Origin of the sequence: Bacillus paralicheniformis (assembly GCF_001042485.2) — a bacterium.
GTDB lineage: Bacteria > Bacillota > Bacilli > Bacillales > Bacillaceae > Bacillus > Bacillus paralicheniformis.
Genome location: NZ_LBMN02000036.1, coordinates 73,414 through 97,221, shown reverse-complemented (window position 1 = coordinate 97,221; position 23,808 = coordinate 73,414). Strand labels below are relative to the sequence as shown.

At 40.0% G+C, this 23,808-nt stretch carries 25 protein-coding genes and 3 pseudogenes; 24 read left to right on the top strand and 4 right to left on the bottom strand.

Annotation, left to right across the window (positions count from 1 at the left end):
* Positions 1 to 7: 7 nt before the first annotated feature.
* From ACH97_RS19390 to ACH97_RS24300, 24 genes and pseudogenes are all read left to right on the top strand, one after another.
* The gene (locus tag ACH97_RS19390) at positions 8 to 775 is read left to right on the top strand and encodes a GNAT family N-acetyltransferase (protein ID WP_025811273.1); all 768 of its coding nucleotides are present in this window, start codon (positions 8 to 10) and stop codon (positions 773 to 775) included.
* 80 nt (positions 776 to 855) lie between these two features.
* The gene (locus ACH97_RS23195) at positions 856 to 984 is read left to right on the top strand and encodes a YjcZ family sporulation protein (RefSeq protein WP_003182774.1); all 129 of its coding nucleotides are present in this window, start codon (positions 856 to 858) and stop codon (positions 982 to 984) included.
* Between the two features lie 139 nt (positions 985 to 1,123).
* Complete coding sequence (locus ACH97_RS19385) at positions 1,124 to 2,359, top strand: MFS transporter (protein ID WP_048350261.1); 1,236 nt, start codon at positions 1,124 to 1,126, stop codon at positions 2,357 to 2,359.
* Between the two features lie 152 nt (positions 2,360 to 2,511).
* Positions 2,512 to 3,852, top strand: a pseudogene (locus tag ACH97_RS19380) (aspartate aminotransferase family protein).
* Positions 3,849 to 4,541: a CoA transferase subunit A gene (locus ACH97_RS19375; protein ID WP_020451855.1), complete on the top strand. Its 693-nt coding sequence runs from the start codon at positions 3,849 to 3,851 to the stop codon at positions 4,539 to 4,541. The pseudogene ACH97_RS19380 and the gene ACH97_RS19375 overlap by 4 nt, the downstream one beginning before the upstream one ends.
* Positions 4,523 to 5,176, top strand: coding sequence for a 3-oxoacid CoA-transferase subunit B (locus tag ACH97_RS19370; RefSeq protein WP_020451854.1), 654 nt, complete (start codon positions 4,523 to 4,525; stop codon positions 5,174 to 5,176). The genes ACH97_RS19375 and ACH97_RS19370 overlap by 19 nt, the downstream gene beginning before the upstream one ends.
* Positions 5,177 to 5,189: 13 nt before the next feature.
* On the top strand, positions 5,190 to 6,458 hold the full coding sequence (locus ACH97_RS19365) for a peptidase (protein ID WP_020451853.1): 1,269 nt from the start codon (positions 5,190 to 5,192) through the stop codon (positions 6,456 to 6,458).
* Positions 6,459 to 6,485: 27 nt separating this feature from the next.
* The gene (ablB, locus tag ACH97_RS19360) at positions 6,486 to 7,319 is read left to right on the top strand and encodes a putative beta-lysine N-acetyltransferase (RefSeq protein ID WP_020451852.1); all 834 of its coding nucleotides are present in this window, start codon (positions 6,486 to 6,488) and stop codon (positions 7,317 to 7,319) included.
* 98 nt (positions 7,320 to 7,417) lie between these two features.
* Positions 7,418 to 8,422 (top strand): annotated as a pseudogene (gene kamA / locus ACH97_RS19355) (lysine 2,3-aminomutase); the annotation flags it as partial.
* 93 nt (positions 8,423 to 8,515) lie between these two features.
* The gene (locus ACH97_RS19350) at positions 8,516 to 10,084 is read left to right on the top strand and encodes a recombinase family protein (protein ID WP_048350260.1); all 1,569 of its coding nucleotides are present in this window, start codon (positions 8,516 to 8,518) and stop codon (positions 10,082 to 10,084) included.
* Between the two features lie 305 nt (positions 10,085 to 10,389).
* Positions 10,390 to 11,430 (top strand): annotated as a pseudogene (locus tag ACH97_RS24545) (HAMP domain-containing protein); the annotation flags it as partial.
* Positions 11,425 to 12,375 carry a methyl-accepting chemotaxis protein gene (locus ACH97_RS24540; RefSeq protein WP_373431793.1) on the top strand — a complete coding sequence of 317 codons (951 nt, stop codon included), beginning with the start codon at positions 11,425 to 11,427 and terminating at the stop codon, positions 12,373 to 12,375. The pseudogene ACH97_RS24545 and the gene ACH97_RS24540, both read left to right, overlap by 6 nt.
* A gap of 251 nt (positions 12,376 to 12,626) precedes the next feature.
* Positions 12,627 to 12,923, top strand: coding sequence for an AbrB/MazE/SpoVT family DNA-binding domain-containing protein (locus ACH97_RS19340; RefSeq protein ID WP_048350258.1), 297 nt, complete (start codon positions 12,627 to 12,629; stop codon positions 12,921 to 12,923).
* Positions 12,924 to 13,030: 107 nt separating this feature from the next.
* Entirely contained in the window at positions 13,031 to 13,804 is a 774-nt protein-coding gene (locus ACH97_RS19335; RefSeq protein ID WP_048350257.1) for an acetoin reductase, read from the top strand.
* 323 nt (positions 13,805 to 14,127) lie between these two features.
* Positions 14,128 to 16,059 carry a T7SS effector LXG polymorphic toxin gene (locus tag ACH97_RS19330; RefSeq protein ID WP_057957859.1) on the top strand — a complete coding sequence of 644 codons (1,932 nt, stop codon included), beginning with the start codon at positions 14,128 to 14,130 and terminating at the stop codon, positions 16,057 to 16,059.
* Positions 16,056 to 16,505, top strand: a complete 450-nt coding sequence (locus ACH97_RS19325) for an SMI1/KNR4 family protein (protein WP_048350256.1) — start codon at positions 16,056 to 16,058, stop codon at positions 16,503 to 16,505. Before ACH97_RS19330 ends, ACH97_RS19325 begins: the two co-directional genes overlap by 4 nt.
* A 204-nt stretch (positions 16,506 to 16,709) precedes the next feature.
* On the top strand, positions 16,710 to 17,132 hold the full coding sequence (locus tag ACH97_RS19320; RefSeq protein ID WP_048350255.1) for an SMI1/KNR4 family protein: 423 nt from the start codon (positions 16,710 to 16,712) through the stop codon (positions 17,130 to 17,132).
* A 40-nt stretch (positions 17,133 to 17,172) separates the two neighbouring features.
* Positions 17,173 to 17,646, top strand: coding sequence for an SMI1/KNR4 family protein (locus tag ACH97_RS19315; protein WP_057957858.1), 474 nt, complete (start codon positions 17,173 to 17,175; stop codon positions 17,644 to 17,646).
* Between the two features lie 92 nt (positions 17,647 to 17,738).
* Positions 17,739 to 18,314 carry an SMI1/KNR4 family protein gene (locus ACH97_RS19310; protein WP_048349894.1) on the top strand — a complete coding sequence of 192 codons (576 nt, stop codon included), beginning with the start codon at positions 17,739 to 17,741 and terminating at the stop codon, positions 18,312 to 18,314.
* A 109-nt stretch (positions 18,315 to 18,423) separates the two neighbouring features.
* Entirely contained in the window at positions 18,424 to 18,906 is a 483-nt protein-coding gene (locus tag ACH97_RS19305) for a Rok-like winged helix domain-containing protein (protein ID WP_048349895.1), read from the top strand.
* Between the two features lie 69 nt (positions 18,907 to 18,975).
* Positions 18,976 to 19,329, top strand: a complete 354-nt coding sequence (locus tag ACH97_RS19300) for a hypothetical protein (RefSeq protein WP_026579425.1) — start codon at positions 18,976 to 18,978, stop codon at positions 19,327 to 19,329.
* Between the two features lie 140 nt (positions 19,330 to 19,469).
* Positions 19,470 to 20,726, top strand: coding sequence for an MFS transporter (locus ACH97_RS19295; RefSeq protein ID WP_048349896.1), 1,257 nt, complete (start codon positions 19,470 to 19,472; stop codon positions 20,724 to 20,726).
* A gap of 111 nt (positions 20,727 to 20,837) precedes the next feature.
* Entirely contained in the window at positions 20,838 to 21,938 is a 1,101-nt protein-coding gene (locus ACH97_RS19290) for a response regulator aspartate phosphatase (RefSeq protein WP_080623910.1), read from the top strand.
* Positions 21,935 to 22,063, top strand: a complete 129-nt coding sequence (locus ACH97_RS24300; RefSeq protein ID WP_021837855.1) for a hypothetical protein — start codon at positions 21,935 to 21,937, stop codon at positions 22,061 to 22,063. Before ACH97_RS19290 ends, ACH97_RS24300 begins: the two co-directional genes overlap by 4 nt.
* A 433-nt stretch (positions 22,064 to 22,496) precedes the next feature.
* Here ACH97_RS24300 and ACH97_RS24295 read toward each other — a convergent pair whose 3' ends face one another.
* The 4 genes from ACH97_RS24295 to ACH97_RS19275 all read right to left on the bottom strand — a co-directional run bounded on the left by ACH97_RS24295 (position 22,497) and on the right by ACH97_RS19275 (position 23,760).
* Positions 22,497 to 22,583: a putative holin-like toxin gene (locus tag ACH97_RS24295; RefSeq protein WP_219993970.1), complete on the bottom strand. Its 87-nt coding sequence runs from the start codon at positions 22,581 to 22,583 to the stop codon at positions 22,497 to 22,499.
* Between the two features lie 199 nt (positions 22,584 to 22,782).
* Positions 22,783 to 23,082 carry a hypothetical protein gene (locus tag ACH97_RS19285; protein ID WP_048349897.1) on the bottom strand — a complete coding sequence of 100 codons (300 nt, stop codon included), beginning with the start codon at positions 23,080 to 23,082 and terminating at the stop codon, positions 22,783 to 22,785.
* Between the two features lie 18 nt (positions 23,083 to 23,100).
* On the bottom strand, positions 23,101 to 23,355 hold the full coding sequence (locus tag ACH97_RS19280; RefSeq protein WP_021837857.1) for a phage holin: 255 nt from the start codon (positions 23,353 to 23,355) through the stop codon (positions 23,101 to 23,103).
* 18 nt (positions 23,356 to 23,373) lie between these two features.
* Positions 23,374 to 23,760, bottom strand: a complete 387-nt coding sequence (locus ACH97_RS19275; RefSeq protein ID WP_016886002.1) for a hypothetical protein — start codon at positions 23,758 to 23,760, stop codon at positions 23,374 to 23,376.
* Positions 23,761 to 23,808: the final 48 nt, after the last annotated feature.

Below are 23,808 nucleotides of genomic sequence, written 5' to 3'. Positions count from 1 at the left end.
AGCCGTTGTGACATCCATTTCAAACACAGAAGACCGTTATTTAATGCTGACATGCAGCAAAAAAGTTGAGTCGCATTATCATATATACACAGATGACCAGATCCCGCAAATGTTTTCATCTCATTTTCTGCAGCTGCAGGACGAATTTCCGCTGAGAGAGCTGTACTCCCTGCTCGTTCGGGTACCCGATATTTTAAACCGAAATTATATTCATGTGAAAAGCTCTTTTAACCGCGATCTCCCTTTCACAATGAAAAAGTCGCTCTTTGATCTTGGATACATTCTTGATGAAGAATTGTTTTATTCGATCCGGCTTGCAGATTGGAAAGGAGTTTCCCCTGTGCGGGCAGAATGGGGGACGAAGAAATCTCTCATTGACGGCTGCCGCATCATGCAGGCTTATGATTCGTTGTCGATCAATGAAGCGTTTGCGAAGGAAAAGCTGCTGCGCAAGTATCGTTTTTACGAGGAAGGCATCATTCAGCTGTGTGTCTGCTACTCGGAAGAAGGAGAACCGATTGGATGTGCCGAGCTTTATCTCGATCAGGACGAAAACGTTGCTAAAATCGAGGAAGTCGCCATTTTGGAGCCTTATCAGCGGAAAGGCTATGGATCGGGCCTTATCAAGCAGATGCTCGTCGCTGCCAAACAATCGAGCATGGAATCGTGCTATCTTGTGACTTCGGGAAGCGATCAGGTGAAAACGTTTTATGAAAAGCTGGGTTTTCAGCAGAAGGGAAAGCTTACGACGATATTTAAATATTTGTTCGAATAAAGTAGGCAGGTGCACATACCAATTGGGACTTGGCCTGCATAGGCTGGGGTGTAGACTTTATACGAAAGGATGATAAGCCTGTGCATTACTCCCATTATTGCTGTCCTACTGGAGGATACGGCTACGGGTTTCACGGCAGAAACACATTTGTGCTCATCGTTGTCCTCTTTATTTTGCTCATCATTGTCGGTGCGGCTTTCATTTGCTAGCTAAAAGCCCAACGCCCGGTCGCTTGACATGCTCACAAAGCCTTCCATCCGGAAGGTTTTTTTGTTTTTGTTGTAAAATTTTACATATATATGTAATATAATCATGAGGTGAAAATATCGGACAAACGGGGGAGAAACTTTGAAATATGCTTGGGTCATTAAAGGGGACTTTTTCAGACTGTGGTCTGGAACGTTTTTATCGCTCTTTAGTTCGGTTCTTTTCTATTATTCATTGGTATGGTGGTCTTTAGCTGAAACCGGAAGCGCCCTTTCGGGAAGCGTCGTGATCGGCATCGGGCTGACTGTCTCGATTTTGATATCGCCGTTTACAGGCTGGCTGTCCGACAGGTTTCACAGGGGGAAATTGATTGCGGCTTCAGATATGATCATTTCAACTGTATTTTTAATAATCGGATTTTTGGCGCTGTCAGGCATGAGTTCAGTTATGTTACTGGCGGTTGCAAGGGTGATTGTATCGGCATGTTTGACCGCAATCGAACCTGCTGCAAGATCGCTCTTGCCGGATACACTGAGGAAAGAACAAATTGAAAAAGGAATCGCATTTCAAGAAGTGATCACACAGCTTATCCAAGTGATCGTTCCGCTTGTCACAGGGGTTCTGTTTTCCTTTCTGCATTTCGGCTGGTTATGGGTGCTGTGCGGAAGCCTCTCCTTCCTATCCATCTTTTTGGAGTGGAGAATCAAAGATAAAAGGGGCAGCCAAAAGCGTATTCCTTTTACAAACAAACAATTGTTCAGCGGTTTTACAAGCTTGCTTCAAAATAAGCCGCTCAAGTATTTGTTGTATGGGACGAGCATACAGCAGCTTGTATTCAGCGGTTTTCCAATATATATCGTCATTTGGACCTCGCTATTATTAAAAGATCAGGCTTGGCTGGGCGGCGCTTTTCAATCATTTTGGGCGTGCGGGACGCTGTCTGCGGCGCTTTTCTTGTCTTTTATCGCAAAACCGGAGCACGCAAAAGCTGCTGTGCCCGCTTTAATGCTGATTTTCGGCCTGCTTTTGTCGCCTCTAGGCTGGATTAATCATGTCGTGCTCGGCGCCGCGATTTTGATCGTCATCGGAATGATCAGCGGCGTAGTCAACATCTATATTGAAGGTTACTTGCAAAGGGTAACGGAAGGTGAAAACAGAGGCAGATCGCTGGGCGCTTTTTTTGCGGTCAACAGCGCTTTTATGCCGCTCGGCTATGCGGCCGCGGGAATGTTGTCGGATGCTGTCAGTCCCGAATATTTATTCCTCATCGTCGCACTGCCCGCGCCGTTTGCTGCGTTTTCGATGATGAGATCATTTTATTTATGGGAAAAACAGATGAAGGAAACCGTTGCTTTGCAGGACAAAACGTCAATGTGAATAAGCGCGCTTGGAAAAATAAAAGGACATGTCCTTTTATTTTTTTGTTTACGCTCCGAAATCAACCATTTCACTTGAAAAGAGAATGCCGCCTTTTCCCCATTCATATAATGTAAAGAAAAACCTCTCATTGGGGAAGGGGGGATGTTTTCATGTCATTTTTGATTAAGCCGGATTTGCACGCAAGCTATCCGGTCGTTCAGTATGCAAAAGGAAGCTGGATTGTCGACAATTCCGGAAAACGGTACCTTGACGGCTGTTCGGGGGCTGTTACCTGCAATCTCGGGCACGGTGTACAAGAAGTGATTGATTCTCTCAAAGAGCAGCTTGATTTCGTTTCATTTGTCTACCGTTCATAGTTTACGAGTGAACCAGCTGAACAGCTTGCCGAACTCCTTGCTGAATGGCTGCCGGGTGATCTGAATTGGTCTTTTTTTGTCAACAGCGGGTCGGAAGCTGTTGAAACCGCCATGAAAATCGCCGTTCAATACTGGCAGGAAAAAGGACAAAACGACAAAACGATTTTCCTTTCAAGATGGAACAGCTATCACGGAATTACAAACGGAGCCCTGTCGCTGTCGGGATTTTATGAGCGCCGCTACAGGTTTACGCACATGCTGCACAAGTATCCCGCCGCTTCCGCGCCAAACTGCTACAGATGCCGGCTTTCTCATCCCGACTGCCAGGAAGCGTGCGTGAAAGAAATCGAGCTCGCCATTAAAAGGATCGGCAAGCAATTTATCGCGGGCTTCGTGGCCGAACCCGTCATCGGGGCTGCTGGAGCAGCCATAACAGCGCCCGATGGTTATTACAAAAAAGTAAAAAAGATTTGCGAAGAAAATGAAATTCTTTTTATTGCGGATGAAGTCATGAGTGGGATGGGAAGAACCGGCCGGTTGCTGGCGATTGAACATTGGGGTGTGACCCCGGATATTGCCGTACTCGGCAAGGGGATGAGCGCAGGGTATTCACCGATTGCCGCAGCTGTCATATCCGATGACATCATGGAAACGGTCAAAAACGGCTCAGGAGTCATCATGAGCGGACATACGTACAGCGCAAACCCTTTTTCAACCCGTGCGGCGCTCGCCGTTCTCCGCTACATTCTGAAGCACGATCTTGTCAAACAAGCCAGGATAAAAGGGGAAAAGCTGAAAAAGATGCTGAAAGAAATCATGAAACAGTCGAGCATCATTGGCGACGTTCGGGGCAAGGGGCTTCTTATCGGGATTGAATTTGTCGCCGATCGAAAAAGCAAAAAGACATTTCCTTCATCAATGCCGGTGTCGGCTCTCGTCATTTCCGAAGCGAAAAAAAGAGGCCTGCTTCTTTATCCGTCCCAGGCGGGCATTGACGGCGGCGGGGGAGATGCGGTCATCATTGCGCCGCCCCTTACGATATCGGATCAAGAGCTGGAAGAACTTATTCATATATTTAAACATGCGGTACACGAGATTGAAAAACAAGCAGAAAAGGTGATACGCGAAAGATGACGGTCCTGAACAAACGAATTGCTGTTGAAGATGCGATTGCCGATTTGAAAGACGAAGCGACCGTCATGTTTGGCGGATTTGGGGGAGTCGGTTCACCGCCTTCTTTCATCAGTGCGATTTTGAAAAAAGGCGTAAAAAATTTAACGGTCATATGCAATGACGCAGGCTTTCCCGGCATCGGCATCGGGCCATTAATCGTCAATAACCGCGTAAGGCGGCTGATCGCTTCCCATATCGGATCAAATCCCGTTGCGGGAAAACAAATGACTGACGGTTTTCTCGCCGTTGAATTTTCACCGCAAGGGACGCTCGCGGAAAGAATCCGTGCGGGCGGCACAGGTCTTGGCGGCATTTTGACCGATATTGGGATCGATAATGACATGGTGCGTCAAGGAAAGAAGATCGTTTCTTTGAATGGTCGTGCATACCTTGCCGAAGAAGCGCTGAGTGCGGAATACGCTTTTATTTATGGGAAAACCGCCGATGAATTCGGCAATATCATCTACGACAAAACGGCGCGTAACATGAACCCGCTTATGGCGATGGCTGCTGATCGGACATTTGCCGAAGTGGAGCGGATCGTTCCCCTGGGAGAGCTGGATGAAGAAGAAATTGTAACACCCGGTGTTTTTGTCGAAGGTGTCGCTGAAACGGAAGGGGTGAACTGGAAATGGGTTTGGGAGTCATAGAGCGGGAGAGAATTGCAAAACGGGCGGCCCGCGAAATCAAAAGCGGAATGATTGTCAATCTGGGCATCGGCATTCCGTCTTTAGTTCCCAATTTTTTAGATCCGGGCACTTCCGTTATGATCCAATCTGAAAACGGGCTTCTCGGCATCGGCGAGTCGCCTGAAAAAGGAAGGGAAGATGAGAATCTTTGCAATGCGGCAGGCTGGCCTGTCACCGTAGTAAAAGGCGCTTCTTATTTTGATTCGGCTCTGTCGTTCGGCATGATCAGAAAGGGCGCGATTGATGTCACGATTCTTGGTTCTCTGCAGGTCAGCCAGTCAGGGGATCTGGCCAACTGGATCGTCCCCGGCAAAAAGGTTCCTGGAATGGGAGGGGCGATGGAGCTTGCCCAAAAGGCGAAAAAAGTCATTGTCGTGATGAGCCATACCGATAAAAACGGCGCCCCCAAACTTGTCGCCGACTGCACTCTGCCACTGACTGCAAAAGGCTGCGTTGACATGGTGATTACAGAAAAAGCCGTGATCACCATTGACAGCGGCGGCTTTGTATTAAAAGAGCTGATGAATGAAGAGGATCTTGATGATGTGCTGCGGCTGACGGATGGAAAGGTCCGGATCGAACTGCCGCTTTCGTAAGAGGAGGAATTGGATGGAGAACATAGAGAGAAAGGTGTGCGATTGGATCGATTCGCACGAGAAAAAAGCGGTTCGCCTTTTGAAAAAACTCGTCGGAGAAAAAAGCACAATGGGCAGTGAATTTACCGCCCAAGCTGTCGTCCTGGAGAAACTGAGGCAATTCGAAGCTGAAATCGATGTCTGGGAGCCGAGCATGAAGCAATTGGAACAGCACCCGCTGTTTAAATCAGACAGAACAAGCTTTAAAGAAAGCCCGAATATTACGGCTGTCAAAAGAGGAAAGGGCGGCGGGAAATCGCTGATCTTAAACGGACACATCGATGTCGTGCCTGAAGGAAACAGAAAAGACTGGGAGACGGAGCCTTTTCAGCCGGTCATGAAGCAAGGACGGATATACGGCCGGGGCACAACTGACATGAAAGGCGGCAATACGGCTCTTTTAATGGCGATGGAAGCGCTGGAGCAATGCGGGGTTCACTTAAAAGGAGACCTGATTTTTCAAAGTGTCGTAGACGAGGAGTGTGGCGGAGCCGGGACGCTGGCGGCCGTCATGAGGGGCTACAAGGCGGACGGCGCTTTGATTCCCGAGCCGACAAATATGAAAATGTTTATTAAGCAGCAGGGGTCGATGTGGTTCAGAATCACGGTCAAAGGGCTTTCTGCACACGGCGGCACAAGATATGAAGGTGTCAGCGCCATTGAAAAAAGCATGCTTGTCATCCAGTCGCTTCGCCAGCTTGAACAGGTCAGGAATAAGAGAATAACAGATTCTTTGTATGACAATATCCCGATTCCGGTTCCGATTAACATCGGCACGATCAAAGGAGGCGCATGGCCTTCATCGGTCGCTGACACGGTGACACTGGAAGGAAGGTGCGGAATCGCTCCGAACGAATCTCCTGAAGCCGTCCAGTCCGAGTTTGAAAACTGGCTCAATGATCTTCAATACCATGATGAATGGTTTAAACACTACCCTGTTGACATAGAATGGTTCGGCGCCATGTGGCTCCCAAACGATTTGGCTGAAGACCATGAACTGACGAAAGTGCTGAAATCCGCCTATCAAACCATCACGGCAAACGATCCCCTAATCGAAGCTTCCCCGTGGGCGACAGACGGCGGAATATTGTCGCACGCCGGAGGCACCCCTGTCATCGTCTTCGGTCCGGGAGAAACGAAAATGGCTCACCAGGCAAATGAATACATTGAAAAAGACGCCCTGATTCAGTCAGCCAAAATCATCAGCCTGTTTATTATGAATTGGTGTGATTATGAACGGTGAAAAGATCAGCTGTTTTGGAGGTTAAATATGGTGGAAAAATGGAGCAATAACAGCTGTACGCTTGAAGCGGATGTCGACTTGTTCAGTAAAAGAATCAGAATCATCAATTATGAAGGCGATGTGTGTTCATTTTTTCCCGCCATATTGAAAGAAGCAAAAAAACACGGCATAGGGAAAATGATCGTTTTCACCAAAACGAATGACAGAAACGCTTTGCTTGAGCGGACGTTTGAACCGGAAGGGAAAATTGACGGATACTTTAACGGGCATGATGCTGACGTGTTCGTAAAATATGTGAAAGAAGACAGGCGAAAAACCGCTGACTGGCTTGCGCAGGATCAAATGCTGACAGAGCTGTTCAGCACTCCCCGCATCGCGGAGGCCCAAAACGCTTCCTTTCAAATCAGGCGGGCCGCCTCCAGTGATGCGCCTGGTCTCGCCGATCTCTACAACTGCGTCTTTCCTGTATACCCCGCGCCTGTTTCAGATCCGGCATATCTTAAGGAAGCGATGGGGAAAGGGGCTGTTTACTACCTCGCTTTTGACGGGGAAAAAGTGATTGCATCAGCAGGTGCAGACGTGAATCCCGTTTTGGGGAATGCGGAAATAACAGACTGCGCCGTCCTGCCGGAATACAGGGGCTTTTCATTGACGAGGCGGCTGATTGCCGCACTCGAAACCGATTTGAAACAAGCGGGTATCTTTTACGTTTATTCAATCGCAAGAGCAGCTTCTTTCGGGATGAACGCCAGTCTTTATCATTTATCATACTCATATAGGGGCCGGCTTTTGAACAACTGCCTCATTTATAAAACCATCGAGAACATGAACATCTGGTGCAAAAATTTAAGCCGGTCTTAAAAAGCGGTCTTCCGCGGGTTTTATATTTGAAGAGACACTTTTCACACCGGTCACATAACCTGAAAAGTATAGGGAAAATGCTGATAGGGGGATGAAAGATGGAAAACGGTCTGTTTCAGCCGAAAAGGCACTGGAAGGATATTGAGCTTTGGAAAGATGTTCCCGAGGAAAAATGGAACGACTGGATCTGGCAGCTGACCAACACCGTCAGAACGCTTGACGATTTGAAAAAAGTCGTCAATCTTACGAAAGAGGAAGAAGAAGGGGTGAGAATCTCCACAAAGACGATCCCTTTAAATATTACGCCGTATTACGCTTCACTGATGGATCCGGATGATCCGCGCTGTCCGATCAGAATGCAGTCGGTGCCCCTGGCAGAAGAAATGCACAAAACAAAATACGACCTTGAAGATCCCCTTCATGAGGATGAAGATTCGCCTGTCCCCGGCTTAACCCACCGCTATCCGGACCGGGTTTTGTTTCTCGTCACTAATCAATGCTCGATGTACTGCAGATACTGTACAAGGCGGCGTTTTTCCGGACAAATCGGCATGGGCGTGCCGAAAAAGCAGCTCGATCAGGCGATCGCATATATCCGGGATACGCCCGATGTCAGGGATGTCCTGATTTCAGGAGGGGACGGCCTTCTCATTAACGATCAAATTCTTGAATATATTTTGAAAAACCTCCGTGCGATCCCGCACGTGGAAATCATCCGGATCGGCACGAGAGCCCCGGTCGTCTTCCCGCAGCGGATTACCGACAAACTTTGCAGCATTTTGAAAAAGTATCATCCCGTCTGGCTGAATACGCATTTCAACACGAGCATCGAAATCACGAAGGAAGCGAAGGAAGCCTGTGAGAAGCTGGTCAACGCCGGGGTTCCGGTCGGCAATCAGGCCGTGATTTTGGCTGGTATAAATGACAGCGTTTCCATTATGAAAAAGCTGATGCATGATTTGGTGAAAATCAGAGTCCGTCCGTATTATATCTATCAATGCGATTTGTCTGAAGGAATCGGCCATTTCAGAGCGCCTGTCTCCAAAGGTCTTGAAATCATTGAAGGCTTGCGCGGACACACAAGCGGCTATGCAGTCCCTACTGCGTTTTTTATTTCATGTATTGAAAAGCCTTCTGCGTAGTGGTATTCTTATTAATAATAAAATAGCACTACCTGCCATGAAAGGGAACTATTTATGAAAAGAACATTTGATCATATAAAACATGTTGCAATTTATCTGAGAATAAGTCAGGAAAAAAGGGGGGAAAATGTTGAAACCCTTGAAAACCACCGCCAAATTCTTTGTGATTTCTGTAAAGAAAACGGATATACGTATGAAGAGTATGGAGAAGTAATCAGCGGAGGGAAGTCTGAAATTGAACAGAGAAAAGAGTTGCAGCGGCTTCTTGAAGACATTGAAAAATTTGATGCTATACTTTGTTTTGAATTAACAAGGCTATCACGTAATGGGCTGATAAGTCAGACAGTTAAACAGTACTGTATCGATTATGACAAGCCTATATTAACTCCTTATCAATCCTACGATCTTGCAAATTCAGAAACAGACAGACTTCTTTATGATGTTGGAAGCATGATTTCAAGTCATGAGCATGGCACCATCGGGAAAAGAAGTAAGGCAAACAAAAAACAAATGTCTAAAGCTGGCCTTCACGTCAGCGGGAATGTTCCTTTTGGTTACAGAAGAAACAAGGAAACAAAAAAGCTTGAAATTTATGAAGAAGAAGCCAAAGTCGTGAGGTACATATTTAAACTTCACTCAGAGGGCTTAGGAAGCTTTAAAATCAGGGATATTTTAAACGCTGAAGGATACAAATCTGCAACAGGAAAAGCTTTTGAACTCCCCACCATTAAGAGAATAATAAAGAATCCAACGTATAAGGGCACAATTGTTTTTAATGACCGAAAAAAGGTTAAAAAAAATGGCAAGTTTGTTTATGAGCCCGTTGAAACAATTCAGGTAGACAATGCACACCCAGCAATAATTCCCCCTGAAGAATGGGATAGGGCAAACAGGGAGCGTATAAGTAGAGCAAAGCAGGCAGCTGTGATACGTGAAAAACCTGCTAGTACCACTGGAACCACTATGTTAAAGGATCTGGTTTATTGCGGAGTCTGCGGAAGGAAAATGAGGATTTTTTTTGACGACAAAAGCAGTACGGGGTATGTAATTCAGCGGTGTTATCATTTATATAATGGAGAAAAGTGTCCAAATCGCGGAATCAAACTTGAATTGGTTGAAAAAGAGGTTACAAAAGCACTTCCTAATTTTAAAAGCCTACTGGAGAAAAGTGTTCAGAGACTTCAACAAGAAAAGGAAGCTGGTGTAGAAACAGATATCAAAAGGAAAATAAAACAACAAGAAAGGAAATTAAATGATTTAAATGAGCAGCAAGATAAGTTAATTGACTTAGCTTTAAAAGGTATCTTTAACGAAGAGGAAATCCGTAACAAAAAACAAGAGTTGATTGATGAGATTAAATACACAGAGTCAGCGATTGTTGATTTGAAAGAAAAAATCGGCAATATTGATCTAAACGATCATATAAATAGTTTAATGAACATTATTGAGCTGATTGAGAAACTACCTAATATGGAGCCTGATGAAGTCAATCAATCCTTAAAAACGTTTATAAGCAAGATTGTATACACGAGAGTTTTGCCCCCAGAGTTGCTAAAAAAATCAACGCGCAATAAACAAAGAAAAGAGTACCCATTTGAAATAGAAATAGAATTTATTGAATGATGTCTGAAGACCCTTATTTATTAGGGGTTTTTCTTTTTTAATTCTTGATAAAATCCTCATTTTATTGGAAATTAAAAACACCTTGACTTGAACTTCTCCTTTTATGTGCGTAAGCTTATTATTTTCTCACTCCTATATATTGTATACATTTAGTGATAATGCAAGAGGAGGTGCTGTAAAATTAAATCTCGATTCTTTTTTTTGAAAAACCATAATGTTTTGAATTATTTTTATAAAAATTTTATCTAAAATTCTTTATTAATTCTCCGATACTAGATGGTAGATTAAAAAAAGGAGCTTGAAAAATGAATGCACTATTAGTCTGGATCAGACGCCCATCTATCTCTAAAAAATTGTTTGTTAGTTTTCTTGCGGTTTTAACTATCCCCATTTTGATTCTATCGTATAGGTCTTACAATACTGCCACAAATGCTCTTGAAGAAGAAATTATGAGAAGCGCTAATTTAAGTATTCAAGACTTGAATAAACTTATTGATGATGAGATTGAAGAAAAAGAAAGAGAAATTTTAGAGTACTCCGATTGGATTAGTGAAAATAAATATAAAGAGAAAGATCACATCTCTCTAAAAAAAGAATTTGAACAGTATGTAAATATGAATCAAGATGTTGAAAGCGTGTATACTGGATCGAAGGATAAATTATTTATAAGCTACCCTTCTAAAACAATGCCTCCAGGCTATAATCCACTTGAAAGAGACTGGTATAAGCAGGCTGTTGAGAAAAAAAACGAGACAATTATCACTGAGCCATACAAATCAGCGTCCACTGGCAATATGGTTATTACTTTAGCCAAACAAAACAAAGACAGTTCTGGAGTGGTGGCGGTTGATTTGAAGGTTGATAGTTTTATTGCAAAAACGAAAAGTGTAAAAATCGGGAAGCATGGATTTGCATTTATCGCAAGTGCGGATAAGAAAATGATTGCTCACCCAACAGTGAAGGTTGGATCAGTAATTAAAGACGATTGGGGGACACAATTATTTTCAAAAGAAAAAGGAGATTTTAAATATAATTTTGAAAATAAAGAGAAGAGAATGGCCTTTATAACAAATAAAAAAACCGGTTGGAAAATCGGAGGAACAATGTTTCAAGATGAAATAAAAGTTGCTGCAAGTCCAGTTTTAAATACGGCCATTTATACATTAATTGGGTCAATCGTCGTAGGGGGCATTATTGTTTACTTAATTGTCAGATCAATTAATAAACCTTTAAAGAAACTTGTATCGTCTGCAAAATGCATCAGCGAGGGAGACCTTACACAAAAAATTGATGTTAAATCTGAAGATGAAATTGGACTACTCAGTGTAAGATTTAACGAGATGATAGAATCTCTTCGCTCGTTAATCGATACCGTCCAAGAATCGGCGGAAAACGTCGCCTCTTCTTCTGAAGAGCTTGCCGCAAGTGCAGATCAAACAAGCAAGGCTACAGAAAACATTACACTAGCAATCGAACATTTCTCTGATGGAATAGAAAGCCAAAATAGGGAATTAGAGGTGAGTTCCGATAAGCTTAGTCAGATAAGTGAAAAACTGCAGGATGTTACGCAGGTATCAGAATTGATCACAGATTCTTCAGTTAAGTCAGCTGATATGGCTAAAGCAGGTGAGGTACTTGTTCAAAAAACTGTTAATCAGATGAATACGATTGATAAATCAGTCCAACAGACTGAAAAAGTCATTAAAGGCCTTGAAGCAAAATCAAAGGATATTACGGCAATTTTGAATGTGATTAACGGAATAGCGGAACAGACAAATTTGCTTTCATTGAATGCTGCGATTGAAGCTGCAAGAGCAGGAGAGTCAGGAAAAGGATTTTCTGTAGTGGCTGAAGAAGTCAGGAAACTTGCAGCACAATCCGCAAGTTCGGCAAAAGATATAGAAAGATTAATTAATGAAATCGTCAATGAAGTAGAGAATTCATTGAGTATGTTTGGATCAGTTAATCATGAAGTGAAGGAAGGACTTAAAATAACGGATGAAACAGAGTCCAGCTTTAAGGTAATACATAATATGACAAATAACATCGCTGATCAGCTGCAAACGGCGACTGGAACTGTCGAAAATATATCGAAAGGATCTCAAGAAGTATCAAAGGCTGTTGAAGAGATTGAGAATGTGTCCAGTGAAAGTTCAGCAAATATTCAGGACATCGCCGCATCAGCTGAAGAACAGCTGGCTTCAATGGAAGAGATTAGCTCCTCTTCAGAAACCCTTAAACAAATGGCTGAGAAACTTCAAAGCTTAACAGAAAAATTTAAAATTAAATAATCAAATGGTGAAAGTAAGCTGGTGGAAAAAAATTTTTTCCACCAGCTTAATAGAGGCAGCACTAATAAACTTTTGAGTTTTTTATCGAGAAACAGAAATAGCGTTCTGAATAACCAGCTATGGATAACCTAAACTTGTTAAGTAGATTATTTTACAAAATTGACACAAAGAAATAAATCGAAGGTCTTGAAATCGAATGTGAAATTATGCACAATTCATAATGACTTTTAAGAAAAAAGAGGAGGATTCTTATGAAAACCACAGGAATGATTCGTAAAATAGATGATGTGGGACGAATTTTGTTACCAAAAGAAATGAGAAGGCTTTTAAAGATTAATGATGGAGATCCATTGGAGTTTATTAAAGATAACGATAAAATTGTTTTGCTCAAGTATCAAAAGCATAACACTTGTATCGTAACCGGAAAGGTGTCCTCTCAAAATATGATTTTATCAGGGGGAATTGTGTTAAGCCCTGAAGGGGCAAGAATCTTGTTGCAAGATTTATTGGCCGAGCGATTAAAAGATGAAATTTTGAGAAGATGTTAAGCATGTCCTGAGTACTGTAAGGAAGGGGATTTGGATGATTCGTAAACAAATATTAAATTTGTTAAAATATAATCGGTAACATCATTTCATAAAAAGGAGGATGTTTTGTGAGTAAAGTAGCGGTAGTTACAGGTTCTGCAGGTGGATTAGGGAAAGGCATAGCTGAGAGGCTATGCAAGGATGGTTATCGTGTTGTGCTGCATGATATAAATGAATCAATGCTAAACAAAACTGTTTCAGAATTCAAAGAAAAAAATTTTCCTGTCATTGGTGTTAAAGGGGATGTATCGAAACGTGAGGATCAATTCAATTTGGTTAAATGCACGGTAAAAACATTTGGCCGTTTGGATGTTTTTGTGAACAATGCGGGTATCGATGCGGTTTCGCCGTTTTTGGACATTACAGAAGAACAGCTTGATAAACTATTCAAAATTAATGTAAATGGTGTAGTCTTTGGCACTCAAGCAGCTGCTGAGCAATTTATTAAGCAAAAAACAAAAGGAAAAATCATTAATGCGTGCAGTATAGCAGGCCACGAATCATTCGCAATGCTTGGTACATACTCTGCGACTAAACATGCCGTGAAATCTTTTACACATTCAGCTGCCAAAGAGTTAGCTAAATATAAAATAAACGTAAATGCGTACTGTCCAGGTATTGCTAAAACAAAAATGTGGGATAGAATTGATGAAGAAATGGTTAAATATAGTGATGATTTAAAACGAGGGGAAGCTTTTGAAAAGTTCTCTTCAGAAATTGCTTTAAAAAGGTACCAAACACCTGAAGATGTCGCTAATTTAGTATCTTTCTTGGCTTCAGATGATTCAGATTATATTACTGGTCAAGCTATGTTGACTGACGGCGGTCTTGTTTATAGATAAAAATAAGGATTTCAATCATTTTATATTAATGCATCTCATGATCTTTTTTTAGTCGATCTATAACGGATATCCTTATTACCTCTAAAATAGACTATAAGCCGCTAAACTTAAATTTTGAGATATTTCTATATCGCTATATTATAGATAACGAATATAAGACAGTCAGCATTGGCTGTCTTTCTTTTTGTGTCTAAAACAAGAAGGAATTATGAACTAGGTTATTCGATTCATTTTCATGGATAGTCAGGATTTATTCACCAACCTTCTTCTATAAAGTGGTAAACTCTAAAATGATTGTAACTTTAGTATTAGAGGAGAGTGCCATGAAGACTTTGGACGTGCAGGCGTTGCACAAAGCCATTGATCAAACGCTGGAACAATTAAAACAGCAGTCAGACGAATTTGCTCAAGTCCAAAAAGCCGTTGAGGAGATCGCATCACTTAATGATGCCTTAAAAGGGAAAGGCGGAGACGCAATTCGTGCATTTTATAAGGAATGTCACACCCCTTTTCTACAGTTCTATGATACTTTTATAGAGGAATACAGTTCCGCGCTGAAGAAAATGAAAAGCGCACTGAATTCCCTGGAACCAAACCATAACGGATTTATTTCACAACCTTTTCTTGAACACGAACTAGAGAATGGCTTAAAGGCTGCTGATCGAACAACCAAGCATTTGGTTTCCAAGACCAACGCTACAATTGCGAAGGTCAGCCACATTGTCGATTTGCCTGATTTGAATGACAGCGATTTTCACGAACAGAACAGGAAAGCCTTAAAGGAAATCAATCAGACAATTGAAAAGCTGCATGCTTTTGACCGAGAACAGACAAGCGCTCTTAAAACCGCAGAAAACGACCTGGAAACGATGCAGAGATACATAAGCAGGCTTGAAAAAATGTACACAGGCCCTAAAATTGAAATCACCGGTTACCAAAAGGGCTCGATTTTAAAGCCGGATGAGATGGATACTTTGCGTGGTGGCCAAGACACAGCGATGGGCGTCATGTTGGATAAGCTGGATAAGAGATCGAAGCTTGAAAAAGAAGTGAGCGAAGTTAGCAAACAGGATAATAAAATTTCTAAACTAAAGAAGAAGCTTGATGATTACAATTTTTCAACGGCTTCAGAGTTTTATGAGATGGCTGCGGAAATTGGCTACGAAAACCTTTCCCCTTGGCAACAGCGGTATTTCAATCAAATTGAAGGCGCTCGTGATTTTGGCAACGCAATTAAAGGAAGCGCTGAAGGACTCAAAAATGCAGTTGTCGACACTGCTGTAGGCCTATGGGACATGGTCGTTCACGCAGACGAAACGATTGAGGGCATTAACTTTACGCTTCATCATCCTGATGTCACATTCAATATTATAAAAAAGGGAATTGAAGACTCGTATCAACGAGATGTCGTCAATGGTAATTCTTACACCCAAGCCAGATGGTTTAGCTATGCCGTTGGAATGGTCGGAACATCGATTGTTGGCTCTAAAGGCGTTGACAAAGCAGCAAAAGCTGCCAAAGCGGGGAAGGTAGGGCAAGTCGCTGCCAAAGCAACTAAAGCTTCTCAGAATGTAGCGAACAAAACGATTAAAGCATCGAAACAAGCTCTAGAAAAAAGCGTAGCGTCTTTCAAGAAAGCGATGCAGAGGGTTGCTTCAAACATAAAAGGGATTCAAATACATAACCCTTTTGCGCCGCAAGTCCAACTTGCAGGTGGGGGGAAAGTCCCTTATCATGCACTTAATGGGGAGCATATAAAAGACAGTCTTATTCAGTTTGCAAAAAAAGTCTCTGATATAAGCAGAAAATCATTTACAGGTGGCAATATCTCAATACCATGGTTAAATAAAGAAAAGTACAATGCAGTTGAAGTGAAAGGCAAAGTAAAACCAAAAGGAAATTTGAAAGATGTTGATAGAAGAATTTATCAACTTAAAAACATTGACTTCAACATGAAGCATCCAAATAAAAATATAACTAATTTAGAATTAATGAAAAGCGGAAAAGCGCCCATTGGGGAAGATGGCAAACCAATTAATTTACATCATTTAATACAAAAAGAGCCAGGGACGATGTTGGAAATACTTCATACCACTCATAAAAAATACCATAAGGTACTGCACCAGTTAGTGGAGAAGGGTGATAGCTTTAGAAATAACCCTGAACTGCAACAACAATATGATAGTTTCAGAAGAAAATACTGGATGTGGAGAGCTGAACAATATGAAAAGAGCTTGAAAGGTGGGTCTCAATGAATACCAAAGAATTAATTATAGACTTTATAAACAAACATGCTACTCCCCATGATTTTACAGGAGGAATTAGTGAAGAAAAAATCACGAAAATTGAAAATGACTTACAAACCATTCTTCCTGAAAGTTATAAATGGTTTTTAAGAAACTATGGTTCTGGCGGCTCTTTTGGCGTTGAAATATTGGGTCATGGACTTGTATCTCCTGAAGTAGTAGAGTTCACCAAAGACTATAGAGAACTTTATGACTTACCAAATCACATTGTAGTGATCGTTGATGTAGACGCATTCGCTTATTGCCTAGATACTCAAAAAATGGATAATGGAGAGTGTCCTGTAGTTACATGGGTTTATCAAAGCGGATATGATCACCAAAAGGCTTCTAACTTCCTTGAGTTTTTATGGGAATATTTAAATCAAGCTAAAGAAGATTGGTATGAGGAAGAATGATTTAATATATTCAATCTCAAGCACTTAATCTTTGATTGAGTGCTTTTTGTTTAAATTGATAAAAATTATATGATCATCTTCACATAAGGAGAGAGCGTCATGGTTGAAATCATAGTCACTTCACGATGAAAATGGTGATAGTTTTAGTAATGATAAAATATTGGAGCTAGAGGCGGGGAATAATGACTGAGGTGAGAATTGAAAATGAATACTCAAATTTCAATGATGATAAATGAATATGAAGAACAAGGTGATTTTTTCGGAGCAGTGCCCGATGAAGATATTTCGAGGGCTGAGGAGAAACTAGGGTGCGAATTTCCAAGGAAATATAAGGAGTTTGTTAAAGCATATGGTTCTGGAGGTATATGTGGGGGTGAAGTTTTGGGTATAGAAGGAGATGGCTATGCTTCAGTAGTTGAGGCTACAGAAAGATTTAGAAACTTTGGTTTACCTGAGAAATACTTAGTTATTGAAAATGTAGATGAATTTGTTTATTGTCTCAATACTGAAGAAAATCACTGTGTAATAAGATGGGATGACATAAGCAAAAAGGAGATTGAAAGATATTCTAGTTTTGATGAGTATTTACAAGATAGCTTCCAAGAAGCAATAGACAACTGGGAGTGACACCGGGGATAAAACTTCCCTTAGCAGAGGATATGAAAAAATGGTTTATTCTAAAGTGGAAAAATTCATAAAAAAAAATGACAGCAAACATGCTACTCCCCATGATTTTACAGGAGGAATTAGTGAAGAAAAAATCACGAAAATTGAAAATGACTTACAAACCATTCTTCCTGAAAGTTATAAATGGTTTTTAAGAAACTATGGCTCAGGTGGAGTATATGGAGTAGATATACTTGGTTATGATTTTGGGGGAGCATCTGTAGTTGAATTCACAAATGAATATAGAAAACATTATAACCTTACAGATGGGCTAGTAGTTATTGAAGATATTGACTTCTTTGCTTATTGTCTAGATACAAACAAGATGGAAAATGAGGAATGTCCAGTATTTATCTGGGATCGAGAAAATGGATATGAAAATGTTGTAGCCAGCAGCTTCATTGAATACTTTTACGATAAACTTAAACGAATGAAAGAAAACTGGGAAGAGGACGAAGATTGGGACGATGAATAGTGATCAAAACAGCCTCATCCTTATTAGAGGGTGAGGTTTGTCATTTAGTTCGTACTGCTGAGTAAAGTATCAGATTTGAGAGGAGGTTATTAATGAGTTTTAAAAGGATTGAACAAAAAATGAAAGAATTTTTAATTAATATAGATGAGGATAGCAATAATAATTCTAATATTGAAATTGAAGATCTTGAACAGAAACTTGGTAAACAACTTCATTCAGATTATAAAAAGTTTTTAGTTAAATACGGAGGATGTTCATTAGAAAGCAGAAAAACAAACGATGACGTGGAGTTTGATGTTTGTTATAGACCAATTGAAAAAGATCCATGGATGGGTGTTAATGATGAGACACAATTATTAGAGTCCTTTTACGGCTTTCAAACCAATATTGACAATATCATGGATATCGTTGATACATATTCTGATCGATTTCCTAAAACAATCATTGCAATTGCTGGTTCTCCCGGAGGGAATGAAATTTGTTTAGATTTAGACAATGGCAAAGTATTTTTTTGGGATCATGAGCTTAGAAACCCAGAAAAAGATTTTTACCTTATAGCAAATTCCTTTGAGGACTTTATTTTAAGTCTGGAAGACGAACTAGTTGAACCTTGTGGAGACGATGGAATTGTTTCTATTTGGTTAGATGATGAATTGTTAAAAGATTGATTTAACACCTGTAAACGAGAGCTTTTTTTGAAAGATTTAAAATTCAATTGTTAAACTCGCAAAAGTCCTATAAGCTATAATCAAATAGTAATTATTGGGAGGCGAAATTATGTTTAATGAGCGAGAGGCGTTACGCTTGAGGCTTGAGCAGCTAAACGATAAAGAAATTATTGTCATGAGAGAACTTAGAGAAGAACGAGAAGGTATTTATTCAAAGTTGCGTGAGTTGGACAAAAAACAGAGTAATCCTCCTCAAGTCAGAGAAAGCTCTTCATTGATGGATTTAGTTAGCGCAGCAGCCCAAGAATTGAAACAGTCTAAAAGCTCATCTCCGCACATTCAGACAAACACTGCCTCGCAACCCTTTAATAAGTCTATAACATCTATACAGCGTGAAGCAGCACTTAAAATATTGAGTATGCATAAAGAAGGCATTAGAGGGGCAAGTCTTCGCAACGAGATTGAAAAAGAAACAGGCATGAAAGTTAAAAATATGACAGCTTTTATGAGCGGGCTCATGAAACACCATCCTGAAGTAAAGAAGCCAGGACGCGGTCATTATATTATTAAGCATGAAAAGTCCTTTGAGTAGGGCTTTTTTATGTTTGGTTTAATCTAGTGTATAATAAGAACATATATTCGCTTTTAAGGTGATGAGATTATGAGGCCGATTATTTCTGATGAACTTGCTAACGCTATTCATGAAAAAATCATTATTGATTTATGTATTCATGCTATGGAAACCAGAGTCAACAAAGCTGAGTTAATTAAAAACAAGAAGCTCATTGGTTATTATGAAAGCAAATTAAAAAAGCTTCTTTCAATGAGGAAACGTATCAATTCATACTTGAAAAATGAAAGCACGAAAATTCAGGAAGTTGTCATATGTGATGATTTGTTTGTTGAGTATCCTTATTATATAAAAACCGAAGAAGGGGGAATAAAAGAAGGAACTTCTCGGTACTGGAAAGCGGCTTTAAAGCTCCATATGAAAAGAATGCTTGAAGGATTATAAAACAATGCACCCTTATCCCCGAAATAAAAATCACCTTAATTATTCCAATTTATCGTTGACACAATCCAAAAATAGGATATCCTTAAGGAATAAACTTGCTGTAAGAGTGAGAGGTTTTTAGTAAGGGGGGATCTTAAAACATGAATAGTGATACTGTATGGCAAAGAAACTTCACATTCCTTTTTTGCTCTAAACTGGTGAAGATAACAGCAGACTGCTTTGCAGTAAATACAATTCTGTGGTTTTTGATTTTTGAAGGAAAAGGGGCAATTGGAACTGCTCTTTTACTAGCTGTATCTTTTCTCCCGCAGGCTTTATTGGGGCCAATCATAACTCCACTAATGAAGGTAGACACTTTAAAGTTTTGGATGTTTTTTGCGGACATAACCAGAGCGCTACTCATGCTTGCGATTCCAATTTGTTATTTTAGCGGTTTTTCGCCACTGTGGTTTATCTTATTACTCATGTTGATTCATTCAGCCACAGGAGCGTCTTATAACCCTGCTAGTGTTTCGTTGATTCCGAAAATTGTAAAAGGCAACCTCATTCAAAAGGCAAATGCGGTTATGCAGTCATCAGAACATATTGTAAGACTTGTTGGGGTAACAGTTTGTGGTGTTACTATTGTTGCAATTGGGGCAGCGCGAGCAATGTTAATTACACTTCCACTGTATTTGCTTTCAGCCAGCTTAGTGCTTTTTATTAAATACAAAATAAAGGGAGCAGACGAATCTGAAAGCGATAGACCAAAACAAAAAGGAACATACTTCAAAATAAAAAGAGGATTTACCCTTGTTCGAAGTCATCATATTTTATTCCCGTTAGCTATCTATTGTGTTTTTTCTAATTTGGCTTCCGCGCCTTGGGAAGCACTTTCTGCAGTTTATATAGCTGAAGAATTAGGTGGAGATCCCATCATTCATTCCTTACTAAAAGTGACTACAGCAGGAGGAGCTTTTTTGTTAGGGTATATTCTGGCTAAGGTTAAGGTTAATCGTTATGGACTGTTATTTGTAACTGCTGGAATAGTCGAAGGGATTGCTTTTTTTGTCACAGGAATGAATTCATTATTACCATTAGTGTTTTTGGCTGCCTTGGCTTTAGGAGCTACAATTAGTGCAATTAATGTACCAGAGCACACTATAATCCAAATATCTGTTGATGATGAAGATCAGCCACAAGTGTATTCAGTAATAAGTATGATTTCTTACGTCATGATTCCATTGGGAGCTATAGTTGGTGGTTATGCTGCAACAGTCTTTGGTTCAGGAAGAGTAATTGCTGTTGGAGGGATAGTTGAGATCATTGCAGGTATTGCTATTCTACTGTTCACAAAGCTTGGGAAAGCTCAACGTATTGATATGATACGAGAGAAAGAAGGAAATTTGAAGGCTTGAGTTTAATTTTCAAATAAATCTAACAAAGTGCTTTTAAAGACTTCCAAATTTTGCGATAATACAGATGATTATAAATCTTGATTTGTTATTTAGAGAAAGGATGAGAGGGGATTGACAACGACTGCATATGAAGAAGTAGCCAATAAGATTAACCAGTGGTATACGATGATTAAAAAGCGTGAAATTGAAGATGCCATAAAGTTGAAAGAGGAAATTGATTGCTTGTTGGATGATATGGAGGAGAATCAAAATTTGCTCCTTTATTACAATCTCTTAGATGCGCGTCACAAGATGTCAGTAGACATGTTTAAGTCGTCAGGGGAAATCCTTGAGAAAATTCAGAAAAGTCCTGAAATGCAGAAAACGGATGATATGCTCCAATATTATTTTTTGTTTTTCTCTGGTCAATATATGTTTTTCAAAAAGAAGTACATAGATGCAATTAATTATTACAAATTAGCTGAAGATAAGCTAATTAAAATTGAAGATGAAATTGAAAAAGCGGAATTTTATTATCATTTAGCCATATCATATTATCACATTGATCAATATTTCTTCTCATTGGCTTATGCTGAAAAAGCTCTAACTATCTTCAGGGAATTTGAAGACTATGCACATAGATCAATTAGCAGTGAAATGATCTTGGGTGCAAATAAACTTGATTTATTCCGTTATGAGTCGGCTTATGAGCATTACAGCCATGCCTTAAAATTTGCAAAGGCTAAGCAGATTCCTGAGTCTGAAGGAAAGGCATATCATAATCTTGGGATACTCTATATAAGAAGAAACATGCTATCTGAAGCAAAAGACTGTTTTAAAAATGCTTTGCAGCTTCAAGATTATATCCAAAGCATAAATGGACTTAAATCAATCTATAATCTTACTCATGTCTTGTATAAATCGGGACATATTGAAGAAGCAAGGGAATGGTATGACAAAGGATTGAAACGTGCAGAAAAAGAAGGAGATAAGGAATATTTGGCGAAACTTACACTTGTTAACACCTTATACGATGAGTACAATGAAAGTGTGTTAACGAATTCCCTTGACATTTTAGAAAAGTTGGATTTATGGAATGATGTAGCAGAATTAACACTAGAAGTGGGGTGCTACTACAAAAAATCCGATGATATCAAGAATGCAGCAAAATATCTTGAAAAGTGTATTCACGCAAGGGATCAAATTCTAAAAGTGACGGAGGAATTAAAATGAAAAAGACAATTACCATTGCTTCTACAGTCATCTTAGCTGGTTTGGTTGCATTCGGAGTGTCTACTGGGAAAATAGCAGTTCAACAAGGTGAGCATGTGCAAGTCGCTGAAAAAGCTGTCTTCTGATGCGTGTTTTAGTTAAAGGGTATGATTCAAACAGTCCCTTTAAGGACTAAAAAACATCATTAAAGCAATATATGTTAGGCTATCTTTTACAAAGAAGGATAGCCTATTTTCTTTAGGAAATGTATTTCATTTTTCTTTGAAATTGCTTGAAAAACAAGGGCATATTTGACGAAAAGTATACTGTTGATTATAGTCGATTGCAAATGTTATAATCATTAATGTAATGCATTACATTTTAGAATGAGGTATTCATGAATACTTCATTAAGCAAAAGTATTGCAATGGTTTATTAATTTGTAAAAAGCATAAAATAAAAAAGACCCGACTGCGGCTAACAGTCGAGTCGTTGTACAAAAAGCAGCCCACCAAGGGGCTTGCTCATAGGATCTTGATGATAGACCTATCCCTTTAAGTTTAGAGGCTCAAGGGAGGTCTATTTTTCTTTCTTTGACAACACGGCAATTAACATGCCAAAAGCAATCATTAAAGAGATTGTTTCGAATGTTGTTATTTGCCTCACCCCCTTTCAACCGGGGATGAGCAAGACTTCCTTGAGTGAGCAAAAGCTTTTATGTACAATGAATATTATACACTAGACAACCAAATTGTGGTTGTCTTTTTTGTATGTCTTTTATGCAATTCTAAAGAGTTGTCTCACATTGGATATATCGAACGGAAGCATGTGTTTTATTATTGTGCTCAGAGGGAGATCAAGCATATTACATTTGTTTAAGAAAGTCTCTGAGTACCTGCACTAAAACCTTAGCATCCTCTTTGTTTAATGTCATCAATTCCTCAGTCGAAATCCCATTATTGATTTCCATTCTTAAACTAGGGTCAGCCAATATGGCTGATGAAATCTCTACAGCGTTTTCTTCAGTATCTTCTGAATCATTCTGAGGAGGGATATCAGGAGGAGACGCAACGAGACTAAGCTTAATTGATTTTTCTTCTCCGGTTTTAATATGCACTTCTGAAAAGTTTGATGGATAGGGGGAGTATGTAACAGTCGTTTTCATTAAATCAACCCTTTACTATTATTGTCTTGGTTCTTCATATTCCATTGCTTGATCGCTATCAGAGATGCCTTTAGTTGTGGGGTCAACTACAACGCCTAATGCAACCAACAATGTTAATATAGCGTTGAATTTTTCAGTTAGTGCAGCACTGTATACTGTTATGTCATATCCAAAAGCTGAAGCAATTGTTTGAACAAATAAAAGTGTTGCAGAGAAAATTGTTACAAGGAACGTTTTCTTTTTCAGTCTTACTTTCCAGTTGATTTTAGTCATAATATCAATCTCCTTTTCTTATTTAAGTCCAAAATGTATAAGCAGCCATGCACCGACTAGCGTTGCGATTACAGTAGGTAAAACCTTGTACATGAGGTCTTTGCCGAATTGACCTGGATCAATTTTTCTATTGGAATCTGATTGTTCCAGAATGCCCACTCGGTTGTCGAGTTTTTCATATGATTTGCTTAAATTTTTTAAGCTGTTATTCATCTCAGTCAATGTGACAAATTGTTCGCGCGATTGTTTTTGGGCATCTTTGTTTATTTCGATTTGTTGTTCCATAAGAGTTGTTAATCGACTCATGTCTTCCGTTCTTGCTTCTAAATTTGTAATTTTTTCTTGATGATTTTTCATTTTTTCTTCTAAGACACTTAACCGTGTGTTTACATTTACTTCAGCCACAAATTCAACCGTCCTTTATCAATAATAAAGGAGGTGTACGTTATCCCA

What these genes read in the sequence shown, in the direction of transcription:
- ACH97_RS19375 (WP_020451855.1), top strand. Translation starts at nt 3,849, where the DNA reads ATGACGGTCCTGAACAAACGAATTGCTGTTGAAGATGCGATTGCCGAT.
- ACH97_RS19370 (WP_020451854.1), top strand. Translation starts at nt 4,523, where the DNA reads ATGGGTTTGGGAGTCATAGAGCGGGAGAGAATTGCAAAACGGGCGGCC.
- ACH97_RS19365 (WP_020451853.1), top strand. Translation starts at nt 5,190, where the DNA reads ATGGAGAACATAGAGAGAAAGGTGTGCGATTGGATCGATTCGCACGAG.
- ablB (WP_020451852.1), top strand. Translation starts at nt 6,486, where the DNA reads ATGGTGGAAAAATGGAGCAATAACAGCTGTACGCTTGAAGCGGATGTC.
- ACH97_RS19350 (WP_048350260.1), top strand. Translation starts at nt 8,516, where the DNA reads ATGAAAAGAACATTTGATCATATAAAACATGTTGCAATTTATCTGAGA.
- ACH97_RS24540 (WP_373431793.1), top strand. Translation starts at nt 11,425, where the DNA reads ATGATAGAATCTCTTCGCTCGTTAATCGATACCGTCCAAGAATCGGCG.
- ACH97_RS19340 (WP_048350258.1), top strand. Translation starts at nt 12,627, where the DNA reads ATGAAAACCACAGGAATGATTCGTAAAATAGATGATGTGGGACGAATT.
- ACH97_RS19330 (WP_057957859.1), top strand. Translation starts at nt 14,128, where the DNA reads ATGAAGACTTTGGACGTGCAGGCGTTGCACAAAGCCATTGATCAAACG.
- ACH97_RS19325 (WP_048350256.1), top strand. Translation starts at nt 16,056, where the DNA reads ATGAATACCAAAGAATTAATTATAGACTTTATAAACAAACATGCTACT.
- ACH97_RS19320 (WP_048350255.1), top strand. Translation starts at nt 16,710, where the DNA reads ATGAATACTCAAATTTCAATGATGATAAATGAATATGAAGAACAAGGT.
- ACH97_RS19315 (WP_057957858.1), top strand. Translation starts at nt 17,173, where the DNA reads ATGGTTTATTCTAAAGTGGAAAAATTCATAAAAAAAAATGACAGCAAA.
- ACH97_RS19310 (WP_048349894.1), top strand. Translation starts at nt 17,739, where the DNA reads ATGAGTTTTAAAAGGATTGAACAAAAAATGAAAGAATTTTTAATTAAT.
- ACH97_RS19305 (WP_048349895.1), top strand. Translation starts at nt 18,424, where the DNA reads ATGTTTAATGAGCGAGAGGCGTTACGCTTGAGGCTTGAGCAGCTAAAC.
- ACH97_RS19300 (WP_026579425.1), top strand. Translation starts at nt 18,976, where the DNA reads ATGAGGCCGATTATTTCTGATGAACTTGCTAACGCTATTCATGAAAAA.
- ACH97_RS19295 (WP_048349896.1), top strand. Translation starts at nt 19,470, where the DNA reads ATGAATAGTGATACTGTATGGCAAAGAAACTTCACATTCCTTTTTTGC.
- ACH97_RS24300 (WP_021837855.1), top strand. Translation starts at nt 21,935, where the DNA reads ATGAAAAAGACAATTACCATTGCTTCTACAGTCATCTTAGCTGGTTTG.
- ACH97_RS19285 (WP_048349897.1), bottom strand. Translation starts at nt 23,082, where the DNA reads ATGAAAACGACTGTTACATACTCCCCCTATCCATCAAACTTTTCAGAA.
- ACH97_RS19280 (WP_021837857.1), bottom strand. Translation starts at nt 23,355, where the DNA reads ATGACTAAAATCAACTGGAAAGTAAGACTGAAAAAGAAAACGTTCCTT.